At 45.7% G+C, this 17,957-nt stretch carries 14 protein-coding genes and 1 pseudogene; 9 read left to right on the plus strand and 6 right to left on the minus strand.

Translation table 11 applies throughout. The features are described from left to right. Window positions 1-188 precede the first annotated feature (188 nt). A complete protein-coding gene (locus QUB06_RS24045) occupies window positions 189-575 on the minus strand; it encodes a type II toxin-antitoxin system VapC family toxin (protein ID WP_333377397.1) in 387 nt (128 codons plus the stop codon). Further along, window positions 572-835, minus strand: a complete 264-nt coding sequence (locus QUB06_RS24050; protein WP_333437416.1) for a DUF2281 domain-containing protein — start codon at window positions 833-835, stop codon at window positions 572-574. The genes QUB06_RS24045 and QUB06_RS24050 overlap by 4 nt, the downstream gene beginning before the upstream one ends. A gap of 562 nt (window positions 836-1,397) precedes the next feature. On the opposite strand from QUB06_RS24050, the gene QUB06_RS24055 reads away from it, so the two are divergent. Beyond that, on the plus strand, window positions 1,398-1,844 hold the full coding sequence (locus tag QUB06_RS24055) for a helix-turn-helix domain-containing protein (RefSeq protein ID WP_333437417.1): 447 nt from the start codon (window positions 1,398-1,400) through the stop codon (window positions 1,842-1,844). A 178-nt stretch (window positions 1,845-2,022) separates the two neighbouring features. Here the strand turns inward: QUB06_RS24055 and QUB06_RS34775 are convergent. Beyond that, window positions 2,023-2,154 (minus strand): annotated as a pseudogene (locus QUB06_RS34775) (adenylosuccinate lyase); the annotation flags it as partial. Window positions 2,155-2,383: 229 nt separating this feature from the next. On the opposite strand from QUB06_RS34775, the gene QUB06_RS24065 reads away from it, so the two are divergent. After that, on the plus strand, window positions 2,384-2,827 hold the full coding sequence (locus QUB06_RS24065) for a hypothetical protein (protein WP_333437418.1): 444 nt from the start codon (window positions 2,384-2,386) through the stop codon (window positions 2,825-2,827). Between the two features lie 102 nt (window positions 2,828-2,929). Here the strand turns inward: QUB06_RS24065 and QUB06_RS24070 are convergent, their stop codons facing one another. Beyond that, complete coding sequence (locus tag QUB06_RS24070) at window positions 2,930-3,874, minus strand: hypothetical protein (protein ID WP_333437419.1); 945 nt, start codon at window positions 3,872-3,874, stop codon at window positions 2,930-2,932. Window positions 3,875-4,047: 173 nt separating this feature from the next. Continuing rightward, window positions 4,048-5,196 (minus strand): DNA cytosine methyltransferase, encoded by a 1,149-nt coding sequence (locus QUB06_RS24075; protein ID WP_333437420.1) that lies wholly within the window; start codon window positions 5,194-5,196, stop codon window positions 4,048-4,050. Between the two features lie 383 nt (window positions 5,197-5,579). Between QUB06_RS24075 and QUB06_RS24080 the strand changes: the two genes are divergently transcribed. The 4 genes from QUB06_RS24080 (at window position 5,580) to QUB06_RS24095 (ending at window position 11,116) form a co-directional block, all read left to right on the plus strand. After that, on the plus strand, window positions 5,580-6,635 hold the full coding sequence (locus QUB06_RS24080) for an alpha/beta fold hydrolase (protein WP_333437421.1): 1,056 nt from the start codon (window positions 5,580-5,582) through the stop codon (window positions 6,633-6,635). Window positions 6,636-7,482: 847 nt separating this feature from the next. Further along, window positions 7,483-9,084, plus strand: a complete 1,602-nt coding sequence (locus QUB06_RS24085) for a metallophosphoesterase (RefSeq protein WP_333437422.1) — start codon at window positions 7,483-7,485, stop codon at window positions 9,082-9,084. A 145-nt stretch (window positions 9,085-9,229) separates the two neighbouring features. Further along, window positions 9,230-9,958 carry a DUF3891 family protein gene (locus QUB06_RS24090; RefSeq protein WP_333437423.1) on the plus strand — a complete coding sequence of 243 codons (729 nt, stop codon included), beginning with the start codon at window positions 9,230-9,232 and terminating at the stop codon, window positions 9,956-9,958. Window positions 9,959-10,093: 135 nt separating this feature from the next. Continuing rightward, entirely contained in the window at window positions 10,094-11,116 is a 1,023-nt protein-coding gene (locus QUB06_RS24095) for a YegS/Rv2252/BmrU family lipid kinase (RefSeq protein ID WP_445251415.1), read from the plus strand. A 43-nt stretch (window positions 11,117-11,159) separates the two neighbouring features. Here the strand turns inward: QUB06_RS24095 and QUB06_RS24100 are convergent, their stop codons facing one another. Continuing rightward, entirely contained in the window at window positions 11,160-11,516 is a 357-nt protein-coding gene (locus QUB06_RS24100; protein ID WP_006631047.1) for a hypothetical protein, read from the minus strand. Window positions 11,517-11,880: 364 nt separating this feature from the next. On the opposite strand from QUB06_RS24100, the gene QUB06_RS24105 reads away from it, so the two are divergent. The 3 genes from QUB06_RS24105 to QUB06_RS24115 are packed head-to-tail and all read left to right on the plus strand — an operon-like array spanning window position 11,881 to window position 17,773. Further along, window positions 11,881-16,377, plus strand: coding sequence for a WD40 domain-containing protein (locus tag QUB06_RS24105; RefSeq protein ID WP_333437424.1), 4,497 nt, complete (start codon window positions 11,881-11,883; stop codon window positions 16,375-16,377). A 19-nt stretch (window positions 16,378-16,396) separates the two neighbouring features. Further along, window positions 16,397-16,618 carry a hypothetical protein gene (locus tag QUB06_RS24110; RefSeq protein ID WP_333287612.1) on the plus strand — a complete coding sequence of 74 codons (222 nt, stop codon included), beginning with the start codon at window positions 16,397-16,399 and terminating at the stop codon, window positions 16,616-16,618. 3 nt (window positions 16,619-16,621) lie between these two features. Then, window positions 16,622-17,773, plus strand: a complete 1,152-nt coding sequence (locus QUB06_RS24115) for a Fic family protein (protein ID WP_333287610.1) — start codon at window positions 16,622-16,624, stop codon at window positions 17,771-17,773. Window positions 17,774-17,957 lie beyond the last annotated feature (184 nt).

A 17,957-nucleotide genomic window follows, 5' to 3' on the forward strand; every position in this document is an offset into this window, starting at 1 on the left:
CGTCCTATTGTACCTCTGCGAGGGGATACAAGAGTCATAGGACTTACACATGGGCCCAGAAACCGGGTTTTTTACGAAAATACAGAGGTTGCAGCCGGCAGATGCGGTAAAAACCCGGTTTCTGATTCTGAGTGCGATATTCTTTACCGATCGCCGATTATAAGTTAAAGCCTATTCAACCGATCGCTCTACCACAATCTTTGTACTGGGTAGCTGTCGAATACAGCATCAATACTTAAGATAGGCATTTGAGTCACAACGGCTTGAGCAATTAAGAGTCTATCGAATGGATCGCGATGAGCATTTGGCAATGTGTCTAATGCAAAAATATGAGCTAGCTCGATCGGCAAAATTTGCAATCCATTGACTTGCTGCTGGCGTTCTATCAATTCAGTTAAGGACACGTTCAGTGTTAACTTCCCAAGCTGAAGCTTAATTTGCATTTCCCAAATACTAACCAAGCTCGTAAATAAAGTATGAGTTGGATCGGTGATAATATTCGTCGCTGGTTGCGATAAGTTTTGGGGAGAGATCGCTAGCCAAATCAAGACGTGGGTATCCAGCAAAATATTCATGCTTCACCCAACCAAAACGCATCAGGAAGTGGCTCGTTAAAATCCTCACTCATCCAGCCCATCCCTTGATGCAGACCCAAAACTCGTTGTTGCGGAGGAGGAGGAGGTGCAGCTTCAACTGAAGTGTTTTCGGGGCTCGATCGCATCTGTCGTTCCAGCAAAAACTCTGCAAAAGTTAACAAAAGCTGCTGATTTTCCGGGAGTAAGTGCTGTAACTTACCTAGCAAATCTTCCAAAAGTTCGATCGTTTGAGAAGTCATCTTGTTCCCCTCAATGTTGGCGATAGTCTCATTATCCGTTATTCTTTGGCGATCGATGCTCATCTTGAAACAAAAGCACCATTGATTTCAACACTTGCTACTGGCCGAAAACCAGCTTGCAATAAACCTTTTTCTAGTTTTTTACTGCTTTTTATCTGATGTTACCCATTTCGGGCAGAGTGTAGCGCCCTATCGCGGTGGTCGTTGGGGAGTGCGATCGTCCTATTGTACATCTGTGTGGTATCGGTCTTGAGTCGGGATGGGGAATTTGGGGCGATCAAACTATCCCTTTGGGTAATTTGAATATTTCGTTTGTTTCGGATATTGCGTTTATGGCACGGTAAGTGTTATCGTCAAGGAAACAACCAAGTATATGCCGGCTAAATACTTACATACCCTTCCAGTAATGGCTGCACAGGTTTTCCGCGATCGCAGCTTCTGTCTGCTGACCAATAAAACGGGGTCTGGTATAATCAGCGGTTTAAACCGCTGATTATACCAACTTATACCACCATATTGACTCTGTGCTTCAAAAACAATCACATCAAAAAAGATATTAATTATGTTGAACCAAAAAGCATCGCTTGAGTCAGTTTTGATTCCCGAACAAAAACAAGAAGAAATAGCCAAATTAGATATGATTCTCAGCCACGAATTTGCACAACCAAAATTAGTCGGAAGTAACGGAGAAGAGATAGTAATTCCTGAATCAGTCTACAGCATTTTGCGTCAGGTCGTGCGTGCAATGGCATCAGGTCAAGCTATCTCTCTAGTACCTCACAATCACGAACTGACAACACAAGAAGCTGCTGATATTCTGAATGTATCCCGACCATTTCTGGTCAAGTTACTAGACCAAGGAGAAATTCCTTGTATCAAAGTAGGAAAGCATAGACGTATTCGTTTGGAGGATTTAACTGTATATAAAGAACATCGAGACAACAAACGTCGCAAACACTTGGATCGGCTAATCGAGATGACCGAAGAAGCTGGTTTGTACGAGGCATAGAAATAATTCCAACATTAATATGTCTAAGCTTAGTGTTGTCCTCGATGCTTGTGTCCTGTTTCCTATGTATCTGCGCGATACTCTGCTTTCCACCGCCGAGGCTGGTCTGTATTTACCGTATTGGTCGCAGAAAATCCTTGATGAGGCAATGAGCAACCTTGTCCGCCAAGGGATATTATGCCACGGCGGGGATGTAGCCGAGTTCGGCTTGAGCTTCGCAGACAGCGATTTCTACTTGCAGCCAGGTTTTCAGTTTGGCGGTTTCAGTCCAGATGTTGCCCATTTCGGGCAAAGTGTAGCGCTCTATCACGGTGGGAGTTGGGGAATGCGATCGTCCTATTGTACCTCTGCGAGGCCTCCGTCTTGAGTCGCGATGGGGAATTTGGGGCGATCGGGCGATCGAGTTTCCGACTCCCCAACCACCGGACAAGACTGCCTGGACTCTATATTCTAAATTGGAATATTTGTCAAGCTCGACCTTGTACAAAATTTGCTATAATAAAAGGGTAAAGTTGAAAAATCTACTAAGGTCATTCGTTATGAGTAATTATCGCAATAATCTATATGGAAAGACTCGCCTTGAAGTTAAAAATATTAGGTCAGAAGTATACTGCGTGGTTTCCTATACACCCCGAATAATAGCAGGCTTCGTAAAGCCTGATGGAAATTATCCTACAGTTGTAACTAACTCTGAGAAATATAACACCCCAGACTACTCAACAGCAGATGAAGCCATTGCTCATGCAAAGGGATGGGTGGATTGTATGGAGCATTATTACTCTTGTAACCAGACTGATCCCGACGGAAATGAAGATTACTACAAAAATGCTTATGAAAAGGATTCATTAACGCATAAATCTTCTCCTGACTACAAAGATGCTTTATCAATTAATTCTGCTGAGGCATTGGATCTAGCCTATCAAACAGGCTGGGAAAATAAGTTATCAGAATTAAAAAATATTGATGGAGATGTAGGGAATTAAGCCGGAAGGGAAGGTATAGACCCCAAATCGGATCTATACCTTCCCAACCTTTTAAGTATCAGTGGTCATAGCAGAATCCTCAAGATTTGTATCTTTGTCCCCTTAGAAACAGTATTTACTATCACTAAACTCGGGGTTCGCTGTATCTCTATTAGTCCTGAAAGGAATATAAGACCTTTCGGGGCAAGGTTTCACATAGATAGAAAATGTAGAGGTAGCGATATCAAACAGGGTTTTTTGTTCTTGAGGTATTCCAAATTGAGCGCAGAACATCACAACTACAGCACCAACAGAGTGAATCGCATTAAGTAATGTTGCTTCATGTAAAGATGCTTCTCGGTCATGTTTGGTGTTGTTGTAGGCATTATACCAATAAAGTGATTTGGTAGGTCGATTTTGACGCCAGCAACTAAAAGGTTGAAAACGAGGAAAATTTGGATACGATCTAAGAGCTAAGGTATAATTAGCTAAGCACATAGGTTCCAAGAGTTTTACATAATCCTGGGTATTCCAGGATTGTTTACTGTTTTTAATGTATTCGTGCTCTTTTAATACTCCTTTGCAAGAGGCTTCGACTTCCATACAAGCAAGTAGTAATAATTCGCGTATTTTAAGTCCAAACACATGAACATTTTTCTGTGTGGGTTCTATGGTCAAAAATAATTCATTCATTTTTTTTATCAGTATTTCAATTACCACAAGAGATTGGGTATAGCTTTCTGGATTAGATATAAGTGATTCAGACGATAGATAATGTGATGGATACCACATACGTTTATAAAATTTCCCAGCTTGATTCAATGAAGGGCGAATATCAGTTGCTTTAAACTTGTTTTTAATCCAGTCTTCTAGGGTTGTATAATTAGATTTTTGTTCTTCTATAGCTAGATGGTTAAAGGGATATCTTTCAGATAAAGCATAATAAAAACAGCTATCTTCATAGGCAAAAGCATAGCGAGCATTAAAAAAATCAGCGAGATCATAAGCGAAGTGGAGGTTCATATCCCAAGGGGTAATATTAGGTTTGAAAACCAGCAACTGACTCATTATTGCCTCCAAGATTTTTAACTATTATATAATAACTGATTGGTAAAGTCAAGAGAGGTTATTCACCCTTTAATCTTAGCAAATTTACATAAGGTCAATCCAAACAAATTTGTTATTTTAGAATTAAACCTAAACAAAATTTTAAACCTTTTCAACATTCCATCCATGTTTGGCTACTTTGGACATAGAAAAAATATTTTGCCAAAATATGGAATAAGTGCAAAGCCAATACACTCTGCCAAGCGCGGTGGCACGGCATTTCCAATTTGCCACATTGCCTTTTTCATCGAACCTTCAAAAATAAATGAATCCGGGAAAGTTTGCAATCTAGCCATTTCGCGAGCTGAAATAACGCGATTGAGATAAGGATGAATATGAGTGCCACCGTGATTTTCTTTAACAGTCATGCTCGGTTTTCCCGGATACTGTCGCTTGAAAGCATCGGCGTAGCTTTCATACAAAGAACCGCCTGGTGGAACTTTAGCAAGTCTTTCCATGTACTCAACTGAATGACGAGTCCATTCGTGGTTAATTTCCGGTATGGGAGTATACTCTGGTAAATCATCAATTGCTGACTCAATCGCTTTATATTGTTCGGACAACAATTGCGGCTTCGGATAGGGATTTTGCATCCCAAATCTATTGGCAATAAAAATGGCTCGCGGGCGGATTTGCGCGACTCCATAGGCGGCTGATTCCAGAACAGCAACGGACATATTGGGATAGCCAATTTCCTCAAAAGCCTCGCAAATGGCTTGCTTAACAGCTCCTTTTTGTATAGTCAATATTCCGGGTACGTTTTCCATGACAACATACCAAGGACGTATTTCAGAGACAACGTGGACAAACTCTCTAAATAAGCGATTTCGAGGGTCGTTGGGGTCGCGTTTTCCTGCAACTGAGAAGCCTTGACACGGCGGCCCGCCTACCACAACATGAACTTCGGGCAAACCAATTTCAGCGAGCAACTTTTGGGGATTTAAGTTTTTTATATCGTCGCACAAGTGATGGCAATCTGGAAAGTTTTTTGTATGAGTTGCCGAGGCGATGGGATTAATTTCAACGCTTGCTACTGGTCGAAAACCTGCTTGCAATAAACCTTGCGTCATGCCGCCCGCACCGCAAAAAAGATCGACAAATGTATAGTCTGATTTTGGCAGTGACTGAGATTGAATATCAATGAATATCTTGTAGGGGTCGCAGTCATTTGCTTCTAGTTCGCGTTGGATGCGTTCGTAACGCCCTAATTTTGCTTTCTTCTGCTTTTTGGCAGGAATTGGTTCTTCCTCGTTTGAGAACAAAGACAGTTGTATTGCTTCCATTTTATATTTGTTTACTGCGTTCTATCTGATGTTGCCCATTTCGGGCATGGTGTAGGGATCGATCGCGCTTGGAGTCGAGGAGTGCGATCGTCCTATTGTACATCTGCGCGGGGATGAAAGACTCAGAAACCCTGTTCCTGAAAGCAACCAGGTTTTTGTAGTTTGGGCGATCCGCTACAATATGCTAAACCTCGTTAGCTGGCATTCTTCTCTATTCGCCAATAAATGGTTCCAAATGAATAGCCATTAATATTTTGGCTTGACTTCGCCCTTGAGTGCATTTACTCAAAAAGTATTGCGATTTTCAGGGTTATTCGCTAGAATAGCCAACCTGTCAAGTAAAAAAATCCCACTCGCGAGACAGACATTTCCGACATTCGCTTATGACCATTGCCTATACTCCACCTTGGCTGCTGAACAACGGCCTATTAATGACGTTGTACACGGCATTAAGGGCTAGTCGCCGTTGGGAAAAGACGATCGCCTACCCAGAGCCCCCTTACCGAGAACACATCTTTACTGGTGCCTGTGGAGTCCCGATTTTCGGCTGGGTGGCCATCCCCGAAAATCCCCGATATACCATTGTCGGCACTTACGGCATTACTGGCGATCTGGATAATCAATGGTATCTCAAGCTACTAGGCCGTAAAGCCTATGCCCAAGGCTGTGCAGTGGTATTATTTGACTGGCGAGCTCACGGCAAAACAGCCCAACTCTCTCCCACCCTTACTTCAGATGGCCTATACGAAGGTGAAGATTTCGTTCGGATTGCTGCTGCTGCTAAAGAAATGGGATGTCCCGCGCCTTTTTGGTTCACGGGTTATTCTCTGGGCGGACAATTAGCCTTGTGGGCTGTAAAATCAGCTCAGACGATCGCAGATTGGGGGCCTGACTTAGGGATCGAAGAGTCAGAACTAGCAGGCGCGGCGGTGATTTGCCCCAGCTTGGACTCGAACCGTTCTCTGTCTTATCTAGTTAAAGATGAGTGGGGGAAATTTTTAGAAAAAGCGATCGCGCGACAGTTAAAAAAACTAGCAAAACAGATAGCCGCATCACATCCAGGGGCGATCGATCCAGCCGCTATTGAACGCGCCAACAGCATTTGGGGCTTTGACAATGAACTGGTAATTGGCCCGTTAGGTTTCTCCTCTGTGGAAGAATACTATGACGCTAGCAGCGCTCTACACATTTTGCCTCACCTCAAAAAACCCACTTACATCCTTTATGCAGCAGATGATCCGATGTTTGACCCGGTGCTTGTCCCTGAGTTGCAAGCCATTAGCGCGAACAATCCTGCCTTAGAATTAGTGGTGACAGCCTACGGCGGTCATGTTGGGCATATCAGTAGTAAACGTTGTCAGCATCAATTTGCTGATAGCGATCGGTGGTGGGCATGGAATCGGATTTTACAGTGGTTCGATGCCTTGAGCGTTGATTAAGATTATCAAATAAAACCTGAACACTCCTGGGCAATAGTTGCGGGGAGGAAAGGATTAGGGGGTTTAATTCCTCCAGTCCAGAACCTTAAAACTATTTCGCAAAAACACTAGACATCTGGGCAGAAGCTGAATGGCTCACTGAGGCGCAATTGTGCATAATTTGCACAGCCAATTGACTTAACCTCGATGTGACGACAGCATAAGGATTAGAAGCAATTAGAGTTAAAAACTGGTAAATAAATATCGATTAATTTATTCGTTTTTTTGAGAATTGTGTCAGCTATTAACTAGGTAAAACGAAAGCTCATACTCTCAATCTAATCAAACCGCAAATTGCGAGAAATACTCTCTCGTAATTCCTTTTTCTTAACCGAAATTTTTCTTGAGCCAGTCGAAACCAGCATTCCCCCACCACTAACCGCCAGGGGTGGAAATTCCTGTCGAGAGAGCGAAAGTCCTCGCTTAGAAGACTAAAAGTCTTTTCCTATCAGCTTTTCAGTCGGTTTTAACTCACATCTTGCACCATTCTCAATTACTTGTTTAGGAACAGGCTTTTCGGCCTGTTCCACAAGAAGACTCATTCTTTGTGGAACGGGCCGGAGAGCCCGTTCTTGACAATGGTGCAAGATATCAGTTTTAACCGACTTTCGCTGTCAGACGGGGGTTTCAACCCCCGGCGGGTTGAAGAGAATGGTGCAAGATGTGAGTTGTAACGCTGTATTCTCGTCCAAAACCCGGTTTCGGAGTACCCGCGCCTCGATTTTCAGCTTTTAGAGAGATGTAAAAACTCGCCCGATCGCTGCAATATTAATAACTAGGAACTCAGCAATTTTGGAGAAGAGGTGAATTGAAATTCGTTTCCGACCCGCAAATAACAGTCAAAATCCGCAAAATGAAAGAGCGGGTGCGGTGGCAAGAACACTCGATCGTCGATCGGGGAATCGACCAAACTCGGATGGTTTTAGAATCTCAAACCACCGACTCTCCAGAGTTTTCGTTTTTAGTCGTAGGCGACAGCGGCACGGGCAATCACCGCGGCTACAATCCCCAGCGGCAGATTGCCGAACTGATGGTTTCGGAGCGCGAAACTTGCCGTTTCGTCCTCCACACGGGCGATGTCGTTTATCTCGTAGGTTCCAGCGAATATTACTTGCAAAACTTTATTCGCCCCTACCGAGAATTTATTGTCGGCGGCGAGCATCCCTCCCGGATTGCCTACGATCGCATGGTGTTTAATTTTCCGTTTTTGCCCGTACCGGGAAACCACGACTATTACGACTTGCCGATAGTCTACGGCATTCTGTCGGCCACAGCTTTACCGCTGCGCCGGCTGTTGGGTTCCAAGTTGGATCTCGATGTCGGCTGGCACGGTTCCGATCGCGGAAATACCTACGCTAAAGCCTTTCTCGACTACCTCAAAGCTCACAAAATGCCGGGAGAGCTCGATCGCCACCTAGACGCCCACTACACCGCCAGCACCAGCACAGGCCGCTGCCTCCGCTACCAACCCGGACGCTTTACCCGCTTACCCAACCGCTACTACACCTTCCGCAGCGGCGGCATCGACTTCTTCGCCCTCGACTCCAACACCTTCAACGAACCGTTACCGATCCCGAAAACCAAACAGGGCGACATTCGCCGCCAGGATTTGGAACTCGATCGCCAGAAATTGGAACAAGAAAAATTGGTAATGCTCGAAATGTGCGATCGGCTGAAGCCCGAAATTCCCGAGGAAGACGAACAGCTAGACGACTTGACCGCCAAATTAGAGCAAGTTGACGAAATGTTGATGGATATTGACAAACAACTGTCCCCCGACAGAACAGCCGCCACCGACGTTGAACAGCTCGAATGGCTGAAAAAAAGGCTGATTGACTCTTGGCGCGATTCCGAGGTGCGGGGGCGGGTAATTTACCTGCACCATCCCCCCTACGTGACAGAGGCGACAAAGTGGAATCAAGCTCAAACTTTGGCGGTTCGGTTGCGATTGCGCGAGGTGCTCGACGGGGTGGCCGATGCAGTTGGGGAGGTGGCGCGGGGGCGTCCGCTAGTAGATTTGGTGCTGACTGGCCACGCTCACTGTTTGGAATACCTGCGGACTGGGGATACTGGACACGGCGACTCTGGGATTAATTGGATTGTCTGCGGGGGAAGCGGTCACAGTCTCCGCCGCCAGCGCCCGGAAGGGCCGATGTTGCAGGAAGCTTTGAGTCCTGAAGCTTATCGGTTGGCGCGGCAGTCTGGTTCCGAAACAGCCAGCCGGCGGGTAGCGGAATCTTTGCTATTTGTCGGCCGCAGCGGTCAAGGTTCCTACAAACGCCGTCCTTATTCGTGTTTGCGGATTGATGTTCTCGATGGGTGTCCCCCGAAGTTCCGCATCCGACCTTTGGTTGTCGAACGATTTGAGGGGAAATGGCAGGATATCTCGATCGAACCTTTTGTGATTTAACTTTCGTTTTTCTGTAAGTCTCGATCCCCTTGAAAAACCTGGGCTTTGACCGATTCCGGTTCCCGCTTTTTTAAGGCTAGGGGCGATCGAGATCCGAATGCTGTCACAAAATACTCGTATTAACTTAATTGAGGAGAAAAATTCAATGATTGCTAATTTAACCGCCACCGGCTGGGAAATTATTTACCACCGCGCCCACGCTTTACTCGCGGCGCAACTTGGCGGACAGTGGAAGCGCTCGAAATCTCCGCTTCGCCTCTATGAAACCATAGCGGCTATTTCCCATCACGACGATTTGGAGAAAGAATGGGAAGAAAATATTTTGACTGAAGCGGGCGCGCCCTTTGATTTTACGTTGCAGACGGAAACTTCTCTGCCGAAAATTAAAGCCATGACGGAGAATTCCCTCTATCGCGGTAGGTGGGTAGCAATGCTGATTTCTATGCACATGAGCTATCTCAATGAAGGAAAGCGGGGAGAGTCGAAGGAACTCGATGAGTTTTTGGACGAACAACTGGAAAATCAAAAAAAATGGCAAAAAGAGTTGAATATTTCCGAGGAAGATGCTAAGGCAGCTTATGCTTTTTTCCAGTGGTGCGATCGGCTATCATTAATTCTTTGCAGCCGCGAGTTACCCGCCGGAGAACGAGCTTTAGAAATTAGTGTCGGCCCGGACGGAAAGCGCTACGATATTGTACAGCACAGCAACGAACTCGTGACTGTAACTCCTTGGCCTTTTGAAGAAGATAAGTTTACTGTGAACGTCGAAGCGTGCCTTTTGGATAAAGTCAAGTTCGACAGCAACCAGGAAATCAAGGAAGCGTTGCACAAAGCTCCCCGCGAAGTCTTAGAGTGGACTTTTGTCAAGTCTTAATTAAACCTCTAGCACAAATACTGCACCGTTCTAGGTTTGTAGCGAGAACTTAAGTCCCAGCGAGTTTGATGAGGACTGGAGTTCTCACTACAAACCAATTTGATTGTTGCCAATTGACCGGACATAATATTATCAATGAGCAATTACCAATTACCAATTACCCCTTACCAATTCCCAAATATGAAACGTTCAGCTTGCCTAATTTTCAATCCCGTCGCCGGTAACAGCGACCCCGACCAAGACTTAGCTAGAATTCAGGAACTTTTAGAGCCTCTTATTGACTTAGACATTCGGCTGACAACCCCCGAATTAGACGCAGATCAAATCGCCCGCGAAGCAGTTGCTAGGGGAGTTGAGGCAATTATTGCTTGCGGGGGCGACGGCACATTATCCGCAGTTGCTGGGGCGATTGTGGGCACAAATATTCCTTTAGGAATTATTTCGCGGGGAACTGCTAATGCTTTTGCTAATGCTTTAGACATTCCGAATACAATTGAAACCGCCTGTGAAAATATTTTGGGAGGGTTGACGCGGGTGGTGGATGCGGCGATTTGCAACGATGAAATGCCGATGGTTTTGTTAGCAGGAGTGGGTTTTGAGGCGGAAACCGTCGAACTAGCCGATCGCGAAATGAAGAATCGCTGGGGAATGCTGGCTTACATTCTATCGGGAATTAAACAGTTAAACAATTTAGAAAGATTTGAAGCGGAAATCGAAACCGAAGATAGAATTATCAGCCTTACTGCTGTGGCGGTGACAGTGGCGAATGCAGCGCCGGCTACTTCCATTTTAGCTCAAGGCCCGGCAGGGATTATTTTTGATGACGGCTTGCTGGACATAACGCTGGTGGCGCCTCAGAATAAAGCAGGGGCGATCGCAGCTTCTTATCACCTATTGCAAACAGCTTTGACCGGCAATCCTACCGATCGCGACGACATCGGTTATTTGCGGGCAAAAAAAGTAAAAATTACTACTGAGCCGCCTCAAAAAGTGGTTGTAGACGGCGAAATCATCGGCATGACTCCGGTTTCTATTGAGTGCGTTCCGGGAGGTTTAACTATTTTTGTACCGCGAGTTGAAGAAGAACCCGTGGTGGAAAAACTCACCGGTTTATCGGACATCGAAATTACATTGAAACCCTTAGATGAAAATTTTTAGCGACACAAACAAAAAGAAAGACCGCCCGGGCGGTCTTTCTTTTTTAGGCGTCTAAAATTTGGCGAATGCGGCGCTCCAAACGTTCGAGATCGAGTCCGCCTTCATCGCGGCTGATGCGGCGCACGGTGACGTTAACATTGCTCAAATCGGCCAGCAAATCTTGGAGGATTTCTTGTTGCTGCCGAGCTTGAGTTATTTCGCGCGGTTCCTGCACCAAATCGCGAACAATTGTATCTTCCGCGCGCGAAGCAACGATCGGGTCTGCTTCGCCGTCTACGTGCACAAAAGTGCGCCGACCTGGCCCCCGTTCTTCTTCAATTGGTATTACTGCTGTTACTCGATCGGAGCGTACATATTTGCCAAATCCCAGGTGGACTAAGACAGACGATTGTATTTTCATAGTTAGCAAGATTTATTTGTAAGTTATCTATATTTTAGCTTTTGCATTCAGGATATAACAAATAATATGACAGTTAATTCTACTACAAAACATATCGGTTTTTGCTCGGTTTTCTTATCGTCATTTGTGGTAAAATATGCTAAACTAATTAACTGAATATAACCTACGCACGGGTAGTCAGAAACCGGGTTTTTTCCGAAAAAATTTCGTTCCAGCCAGCAGAGTCTCTAAAAACCCGGTTTCTTTTGCCGGAGTGCGTAACTCCTGTTAACATAGAATTACAGCAGTTTGCTGTCGCAACGCATTTCAGGGACACAGCCTACCGATTTGAGCCTTACTTCCACGGACAAATAGGAATACCTCCATGATCCCAATTAGTCTCGACTTAGTTATCAGCCTCCTGACGGCAATTCCCTTCGGCACCGTCAAAGACAAGTTTCAGCGCAACGAAACAGTAATCAAATTATTAAAAAGATTTAACCTCGACCCCGATGCTCCGCCGGCAGATTTTAGCGGAGTTTATGTTTATACTTTAGTAGAATACGGCGCTGGCAAACCCAAGCAGATTTTAGAACTGTTTCGCCAAAAAGAGATTGAATCAGCATTTCGCAAAGCTTTCGAGTCCGATAGCCCAGCCATTTTAATTCAAGCAGGCGATGAATATCTGAATGAGAGTGCTTTAGGCAAAGAAATTCGAGATTTAGGCATTGACCCCCGACGGGAATTCATGGCATTTGCCGCCGTGTTTATGGAAGTAGCCAAGCGGACGCGGACGCTGGGAGATGTGATGGTGGGAAATGCGATCGCCTCTTTGCAAAAACGCCTATCTATGGTAATGGATCGCATCGAACGCCTTCCCACTATCGAAGGAATTCGCACCGAATTTGCACGACTGGAAGCTGAAGATTATCCCGCACTTCCCGCCGCAGCATCAACTAATATTCAAAAGTCTAAAGTTTTTATTTTATCGCAACAAGTTCGAGGTTGGTTTGAAACATTAAATTATCAGTTTGAGAAATATGAAATTTGGGAAGATAACTATTTTGAATTGATTATCAATGTTCCCGTCAGACGCAAAAAGTACGATCGCATTTTAGTGCGCGGAATTGCCGGAGAAGCGGGACTCAGAGACATCTCAGCTTTGCGCGAGTCGGTGGAAAGACAGCGCACCGATGAAGGCTGGTTAGTCACCGCCCGCCGCATCAGTCGCGCCGCGCGGGATGAAGTAGAAAAAGATGAAAATCGCGATTTAGCTTGTTATACCTTCGATGAATTACTCGACCAAGATGCCGATTTCACCGCTTATCTGGATTGGCTAGAAACAGAAATTACTAGCCGAGAAATTGATACCAAATATGTGCCGCTAGCCTGTACGAAAGAAGAAATTGACCCCGATACTAACCGCAAGATAGGCGTCAGTCATTATGACGGGCGAGATGGCTGGATCGAAGGTTATATTGACCTGTGGTTGAATGATCCAGTAAAAGAACATATTTCAGTTTTAGGAGAATTTGGAACCGGGAAAACTTGGTTTGCGATGCACTATGCTTGGATGGCGCTGCAACGCTACAAAGAAGCTCAAAAGCGCGGCTTGGAACGTCCGCGTTTGCCGTTAGTAATTCCTTTACGAGATTACGCCAAAGCAGTTAGCGTTGAGTCGCTATTTTCCGAGTTTTTCTTTCGCAAGCACGAGATACCTTTGGCAGGTTATTCGGCTTTTGAACAACTGAATCGCATGGGCAAATTTCTGTTGATTTTCGATGGTTTTGATGAAATGGCCGCTAAGTGCGATCGGCAAGAAACCATCAACAACTTCTGGGAATTAGCAAAAGCCGTTGTTCCCGGCGCAAAAGTCATCCTCACTTGCCGTACCGAACACTTTCCTGAAGGCAAGGAAGGACGGGCATTGTTCAATGCAGAACTGCAAGCATCAACAACCATTTTAACTGGCGAAACTCCCCAATTTGAAGTCTTAGAACTAGAAAAATTTAACGACGCGCAAATTCGGCAAGCGCTGTCATTTCAAACTGAAGCGGCGACAGTCGAAAAAGTCATGGGAAACCCGCAACTATTAGATTTAGCGCGTCGCCCGGTGATGACAGAGTTAATTTTGGAAGCATTGCCCGATATTGAAGCTGGAAAACCCGTCGATATGTCGCGGATTTATCTGTATGCGGTGCGGCGGAAGATAGAGAGAGATATCAAAGCAGAACGTACTTTTACTTCTGTAGCAGATAAGCTTTACTTTTTGTGCGAACTGTCTTGGGAAATGCTGTCTACCGACCAAATGAGCCTCAATTATCGCGGTTTTCCCGATCGCATTCGAGGCCTGTTTGGTTCCGTCGTCCAAGAGGAAAAAGACTTAGACCACTGGCATTATGACATGATGGGTCAAACGATGCTGATCCGCAATGCAGATGGCGATTATACTCCAGCCCACCGTTCGTTATTAGAGTTTTTTGTCGCTTATAAATTTGCGGCGGAATTGGGAGTTTTGGCGGCTGATTTTACCGAATTAGTTGCGCCAGAACAGTCTTGTTTAGATCGTAATGCAGCGCCTCAAAAATATGCTTGGTCTAATTATTGTCGATTGCAAGCCAAAAAGAGAAATAATGGTGAACTTATCGCGCCTTTGCAGGGATTTGCTGCTGAAGATTTAGGGCAACTCCGTCAGAGTTTCGGACACGCGCCGCTGACAAAAGCAGTGATGGATTTGTTGTTGCCAATGGTAGGGGCTGTACACTCGTGCCGGCCCTGCCTCGATGTAGGGGCAGCTACGGAGGAATTATTGGAAATTCTGGAAGCAACGCGGGGAAAAAGTGAAAGTGAGGTAGATTATGTGGGAGGGAATGCGGCGACGGTGTTGGTGAAAATCGATCGCACTGCGTTAGAAGGAAAAGACCTTTCTCGTGCAGTTATTTTAGGTGCTGATTTTACAAATGCTAGCTTGCACCGCGTCAATTTTGCTGAAGCAAATTTAGCTAATTCTGATTTTACTAAAATCTTCAGCAGTGTTCGGTCAGTAATATTTAGTCCTGATGGCAAACTGTTAGCTACAGGTGATAGTGATGGCGTAGTTAGCTTGTGGGAAGCTAGCAGTGGCAGAGAAATATTGACCTGTAAAGGACATACCAACGTGGTGGAGTCTGTCGCCTTCAGTCCTGACGGTAAGATACTTGCTAGTGGCAGTTATGAAAATACAATCAAGTTATGGGATGTCAAGACTGGTGAATGTTTAAAAGTTTTGCAGGGACATACCGAATCAGTAATGTCAGTCGCCTTCCATCCTGATGGGAATATACTTGCTAGCGGGAGTTTCGATCGCGCGATAAGGTTATGGAATATCCGCACGGGTAAATGCCTGCAAATTTTGCACGGTCATACTGAAAATGTGTTTTCAGTCGCTTTCCATCCTGCTGGTGAGATGTTGGCCAGTGGCAGCGGCGACAACACAGTAAGGCTATGGAATATCAACAGTGGTGAATGTCTGAAAATATTGGAGGGACATACTAAAAACCTGTATTCAGTTGCTTTCAATTCTGCTGGTGAAATACTTGCTAGTGGAAGTGGCGACAAAACAGTGAGGCTGTGGAATATCGGTAGCGGTGAATGTCTCAAAACTTTGGAGGGACATTTCGATCGAGTACGGTCAATCGCCTTTAGTCCTTCGGGGGAAATACTCGCAAGTGGAAGTTTCGATCGCACTGCAAAACTGTGGGATATCAACAGCGGTGAATGCTTGAATACTTTGCAAGGGCATAACGATCGAGTAGGGTCAGTCGCTTTCAGTCCAAACGGTGAAATACTTGTTAGTGGCAGTTACGATAAAACGCTGAGGCTGTGGGATATCAACAGCGGTGAATGCTTGAATAGTTTGCAAGGGCATAGCAATCAAGTAAGGTCGATCGCCTTCAGTCCAAACGGTGAAATGTTTGCCAGCGGCGATGACGAAAAAACAGTCAAGCTGTGGGATGTCAGCAGCAGTAAGTGCCTCCAAATCTTGCACGGGCATCTCGATCGGGTAAACTTGGTTGCTTTCAGTCCAAATGGTGAAAGGCTTGCTAGCAGCAGTTATGACGAAACATTGAGGGTGTGGGATATTCGCAGTGGTGAATGCCTCCATACTTTGCCAGAATTTGGCAATGAAACACGATCGATCGCCTTCAGTCCTTCGGGTGAAATACTTGCTAGTGCAGGTTATAACCAAACGGTGAGGTTGTGGGATATCGGTACTGGCGAATGCCTCAAAACGTTGCAGGGGCATAACAATTCTGTACACTCGACTGCCTTCAGTCCTTTGGGCGAGATATTTGCCAGTGCAGGTTATGACGGAACGGTAAGGCTGTGGGATATCCATACTGGTGAATGCCTCAAAATCTTGCAGGGGCATACGGGTTGGGCGCGCGCGATCGCCTTTAGCCACAACGGTGAAATACTTGCTAGTGGTAGTGTCGATCGAACAGTCAGACTATGGGATATCAACAGCGGTGAATGCCTCAATATTTTTCACGGGCATACTGATTGGATACGTTCAGTTGCCTTTAGTTATTCTGGTGAAATAGTTGCTAGTGGAAGTGTAGATGGAACGGTAAGAATATGGGATATCCGTACAGGTGAATGTCTCAAAATTTTGCAAGATCATACCAGTAGAATTAACTCAGTTGCCTTCAGTTCAAATGAAAAAATTATTGCTGCTTGTAGTCGGGATGGCACAATTATGATGTGGGAGATTGAGACTGGTGAGTGCCTCAAAATCCTCAAAAGTGACAGACCTTATGAAAACATGAATATTGCTGGAGTTACGGGTTTAACGGAAGTTGAGAAAGTTACGCTCAAAGCTTTAGGGGCTGTTGAAAATTAATCATCGCAAAGGAGGAATTATGCAGTCAGCAATACGAATTACAACCAAAGTTCTTGCAGGAAATAAACTTGAAATTCAAGTGCCGCCTGGTTCTGTTGGTGAAGAGGTTGAAGTTTTTGTGATTATACCAGAAAAGCCTGAAGGCGGGCGGCGTAAAGTGTTGGAATTGCTTACAGAAATCCGCAGCCGTCATGTTTCCAGAACTGTTGAAGAAATCGATCGCGAACTTCAGAACTATTAGTCTATGAGCTTTATTCCCCGCTTCTCATACAATCACAATCTGGTTAAGCATTTGGGAGTCATCGAGGGTGCCCGTGCTGTCATTAAGGTGTTACCATTGCCACCTGATACGACTCTACGCCTGCGCCACGATGCTTTGCAAAGAAGTACGCGCAGCTCTACTCAGATTGAGGGTAATCCCTTGGATGAAGCGGCGGTGCGACGGGCGATCGCCAGGAGCTCGCGCACGGGAAGTGATGCTGAACAGGAAGTCCGAAATTACTGGCGGGCACTCGATCGGGTGGAAGAATTCGCAGAAGCCCAAACCCCGATTACAGAAGCATTTATCAAAGAACTGCACCGAATAGTCATCGTGCGCGGTCGCGGGCGGCGGGGTAGCAAAAGCGAGTATCGCATTACAGAATGCCCTGTGGTGGATACAGTCACGCGGGCGATCGATTACGGACCACCGGAACCGGGGGACGTACCCGCCCTGATGCGGGAATTAGTCGATTGGCTATCTTCAACGACAGCAGCAGAATGGTCAGCCCCTATCCGTGCGGCTATTCTGACGCACCGCTTTCTCAGTATCCATCCATTTAACGACGGGAACGGTCGCACGGGACGGCTATTGGCTACTGCTGAACTGTGGCGTTCCGGCTATCGAATGCGAGGGTTTTTCTCATTTGATGAGTATTTTAATGCCGATCGCGATCGCTATTACCGTTCGTTGCAGATGGGACTGCCGGTGAACTTCTACGAAGGTCGCCACGACCCAGACCACACGCCCTGGCTGCTTTACTTTGTGGAGACGATGGCTCGTGCCGCCGATGAACTGCAAGCTAAAGCTAAGTCTCTTTATCAAGGCGCTTCTCCTGATGCCCTACCCTGGGAAGCATTGCCACGTCGCTCTCAACAACTCCTCACCCGACTTTTGGCAAGGGTTTTGGATGGAGTGGAAAATCCTTTTGCCATCGACGTTTCAGATGTTGCATCCTGGTTTGGGATTTCGGACAAGACGGCCCGCGAATGGCTGCTTGAGTGGACTGAAGGTAGTTTGATCCATCCAGTTTTAGCAGGTTCGGGGTCAAGAGTCCGCAGTTACGCACTAGCTGAAGAGTGGATCGCTGCTTGTTTCAAAATAAGGGAATCAGTTTCGGAAAATAGCGGAAGTTAATTTGAGCATTTAGCCCCTAATTTGAGGGAGGTTTCACGAATTTACAAGGTTTTCGGCTGTTTTGAGTCTAAAAATAACGGAAGTAGGTTCGGAAAAATAACGCCTATTTAGGGCTTGCTGAAAAAGTAAGAAAACAGGATTTAGAAAGATGAATGAACTCGCGAGTCCCTTGATACTATAAGCT

Origin of the sequence: Microcoleus sp. D2_18a_D3, from assembly GCF_036702455.1 — a bacterium.
GTDB lineage: Bacteria > Cyanobacteriota > Cyanobacteriia > Cyanobacteriales > Microcoleaceae > Microcoleus.

Coding starts and splice junctions, on each gene's coding strand:
- QUB06_RS24045 (WP_333377397.1), bottom strand. CDS start 575: ATGAATATTTTGCTGGATACCCACGTCTTGATTTGGCTAGCGATCTCT.
- QUB06_RS24050 (WP_333437416.1), bottom strand. CDS start 835: ATGACTTCTCAAACGATCGAACTTTTGGAAGATTTGCTAGGTAAGTTA.
- QUB06_RS24055 (WP_333437417.1), top strand. CDS start 1,398: ATGTTGAACCAAAAAGCATCGCTTGAGTCAGTTTTGATTCCCGAACAA.
- QUB06_RS24065 (WP_333437418.1), top strand. CDS start 2,384: ATGAGTAATTATCGCAATAATCTATATGGAAAGACTCGCCTTGAAGTT.
- QUB06_RS24070 (WP_333437419.1), bottom strand. CDS start 3,874: ATGAGTCAGTTGCTGGTTTTCAAACCTAATATTACCCCTTGGGATATG.
- QUB06_RS24075 (WP_333437420.1), bottom strand. CDS start 5,196: ATGGAAGCAATACAACTGTCTTTGTTCTCAAACGAGGAAGAACCAATT.
- QUB06_RS24080 (WP_333437421.1), top strand. CDS start 5,580: ATGACCATTGCCTATACTCCACCTTGGCTGCTGAACAACGGCCTATTA.
- QUB06_RS24090 (WP_333437423.1), top strand. CDS start 9,230: ATGATTGCTAATTTAACCGCCACCGGCTGGGAAATTATTTACCACCGC.
- QUB06_RS24095 (WP_445251415.1), top strand. CDS start 10,094: ATGAGCAATTACCAATTACCAATTACCCCTTACCAATTCCCAAATATG.
- QUB06_RS24100 (WP_006631047.1), bottom strand. CDS start 11,516: ATGAAAATACAATCGTCTGTCTTAGTCCACCTGGGATTTGGCAAATAT.
- QUB06_RS24105 (WP_333437424.1), top strand. CDS start 11,881: ATGATCCCAATTAGTCTCGACTTAGTTATCAGCCTCCTGACGGCAATT.
- QUB06_RS24110 (WP_333287612.1), top strand. CDS start 16,397: ATGCAGTCAGCAATACGAATTACAACCAAAGTTCTTGCAGGAAATAAA.
- QUB06_RS24115 (WP_333287610.1), top strand. CDS start 16,622: ATGAGCTTTATTCCCCGCTTCTCATACAATCACAATCTGGTTAAGCAT.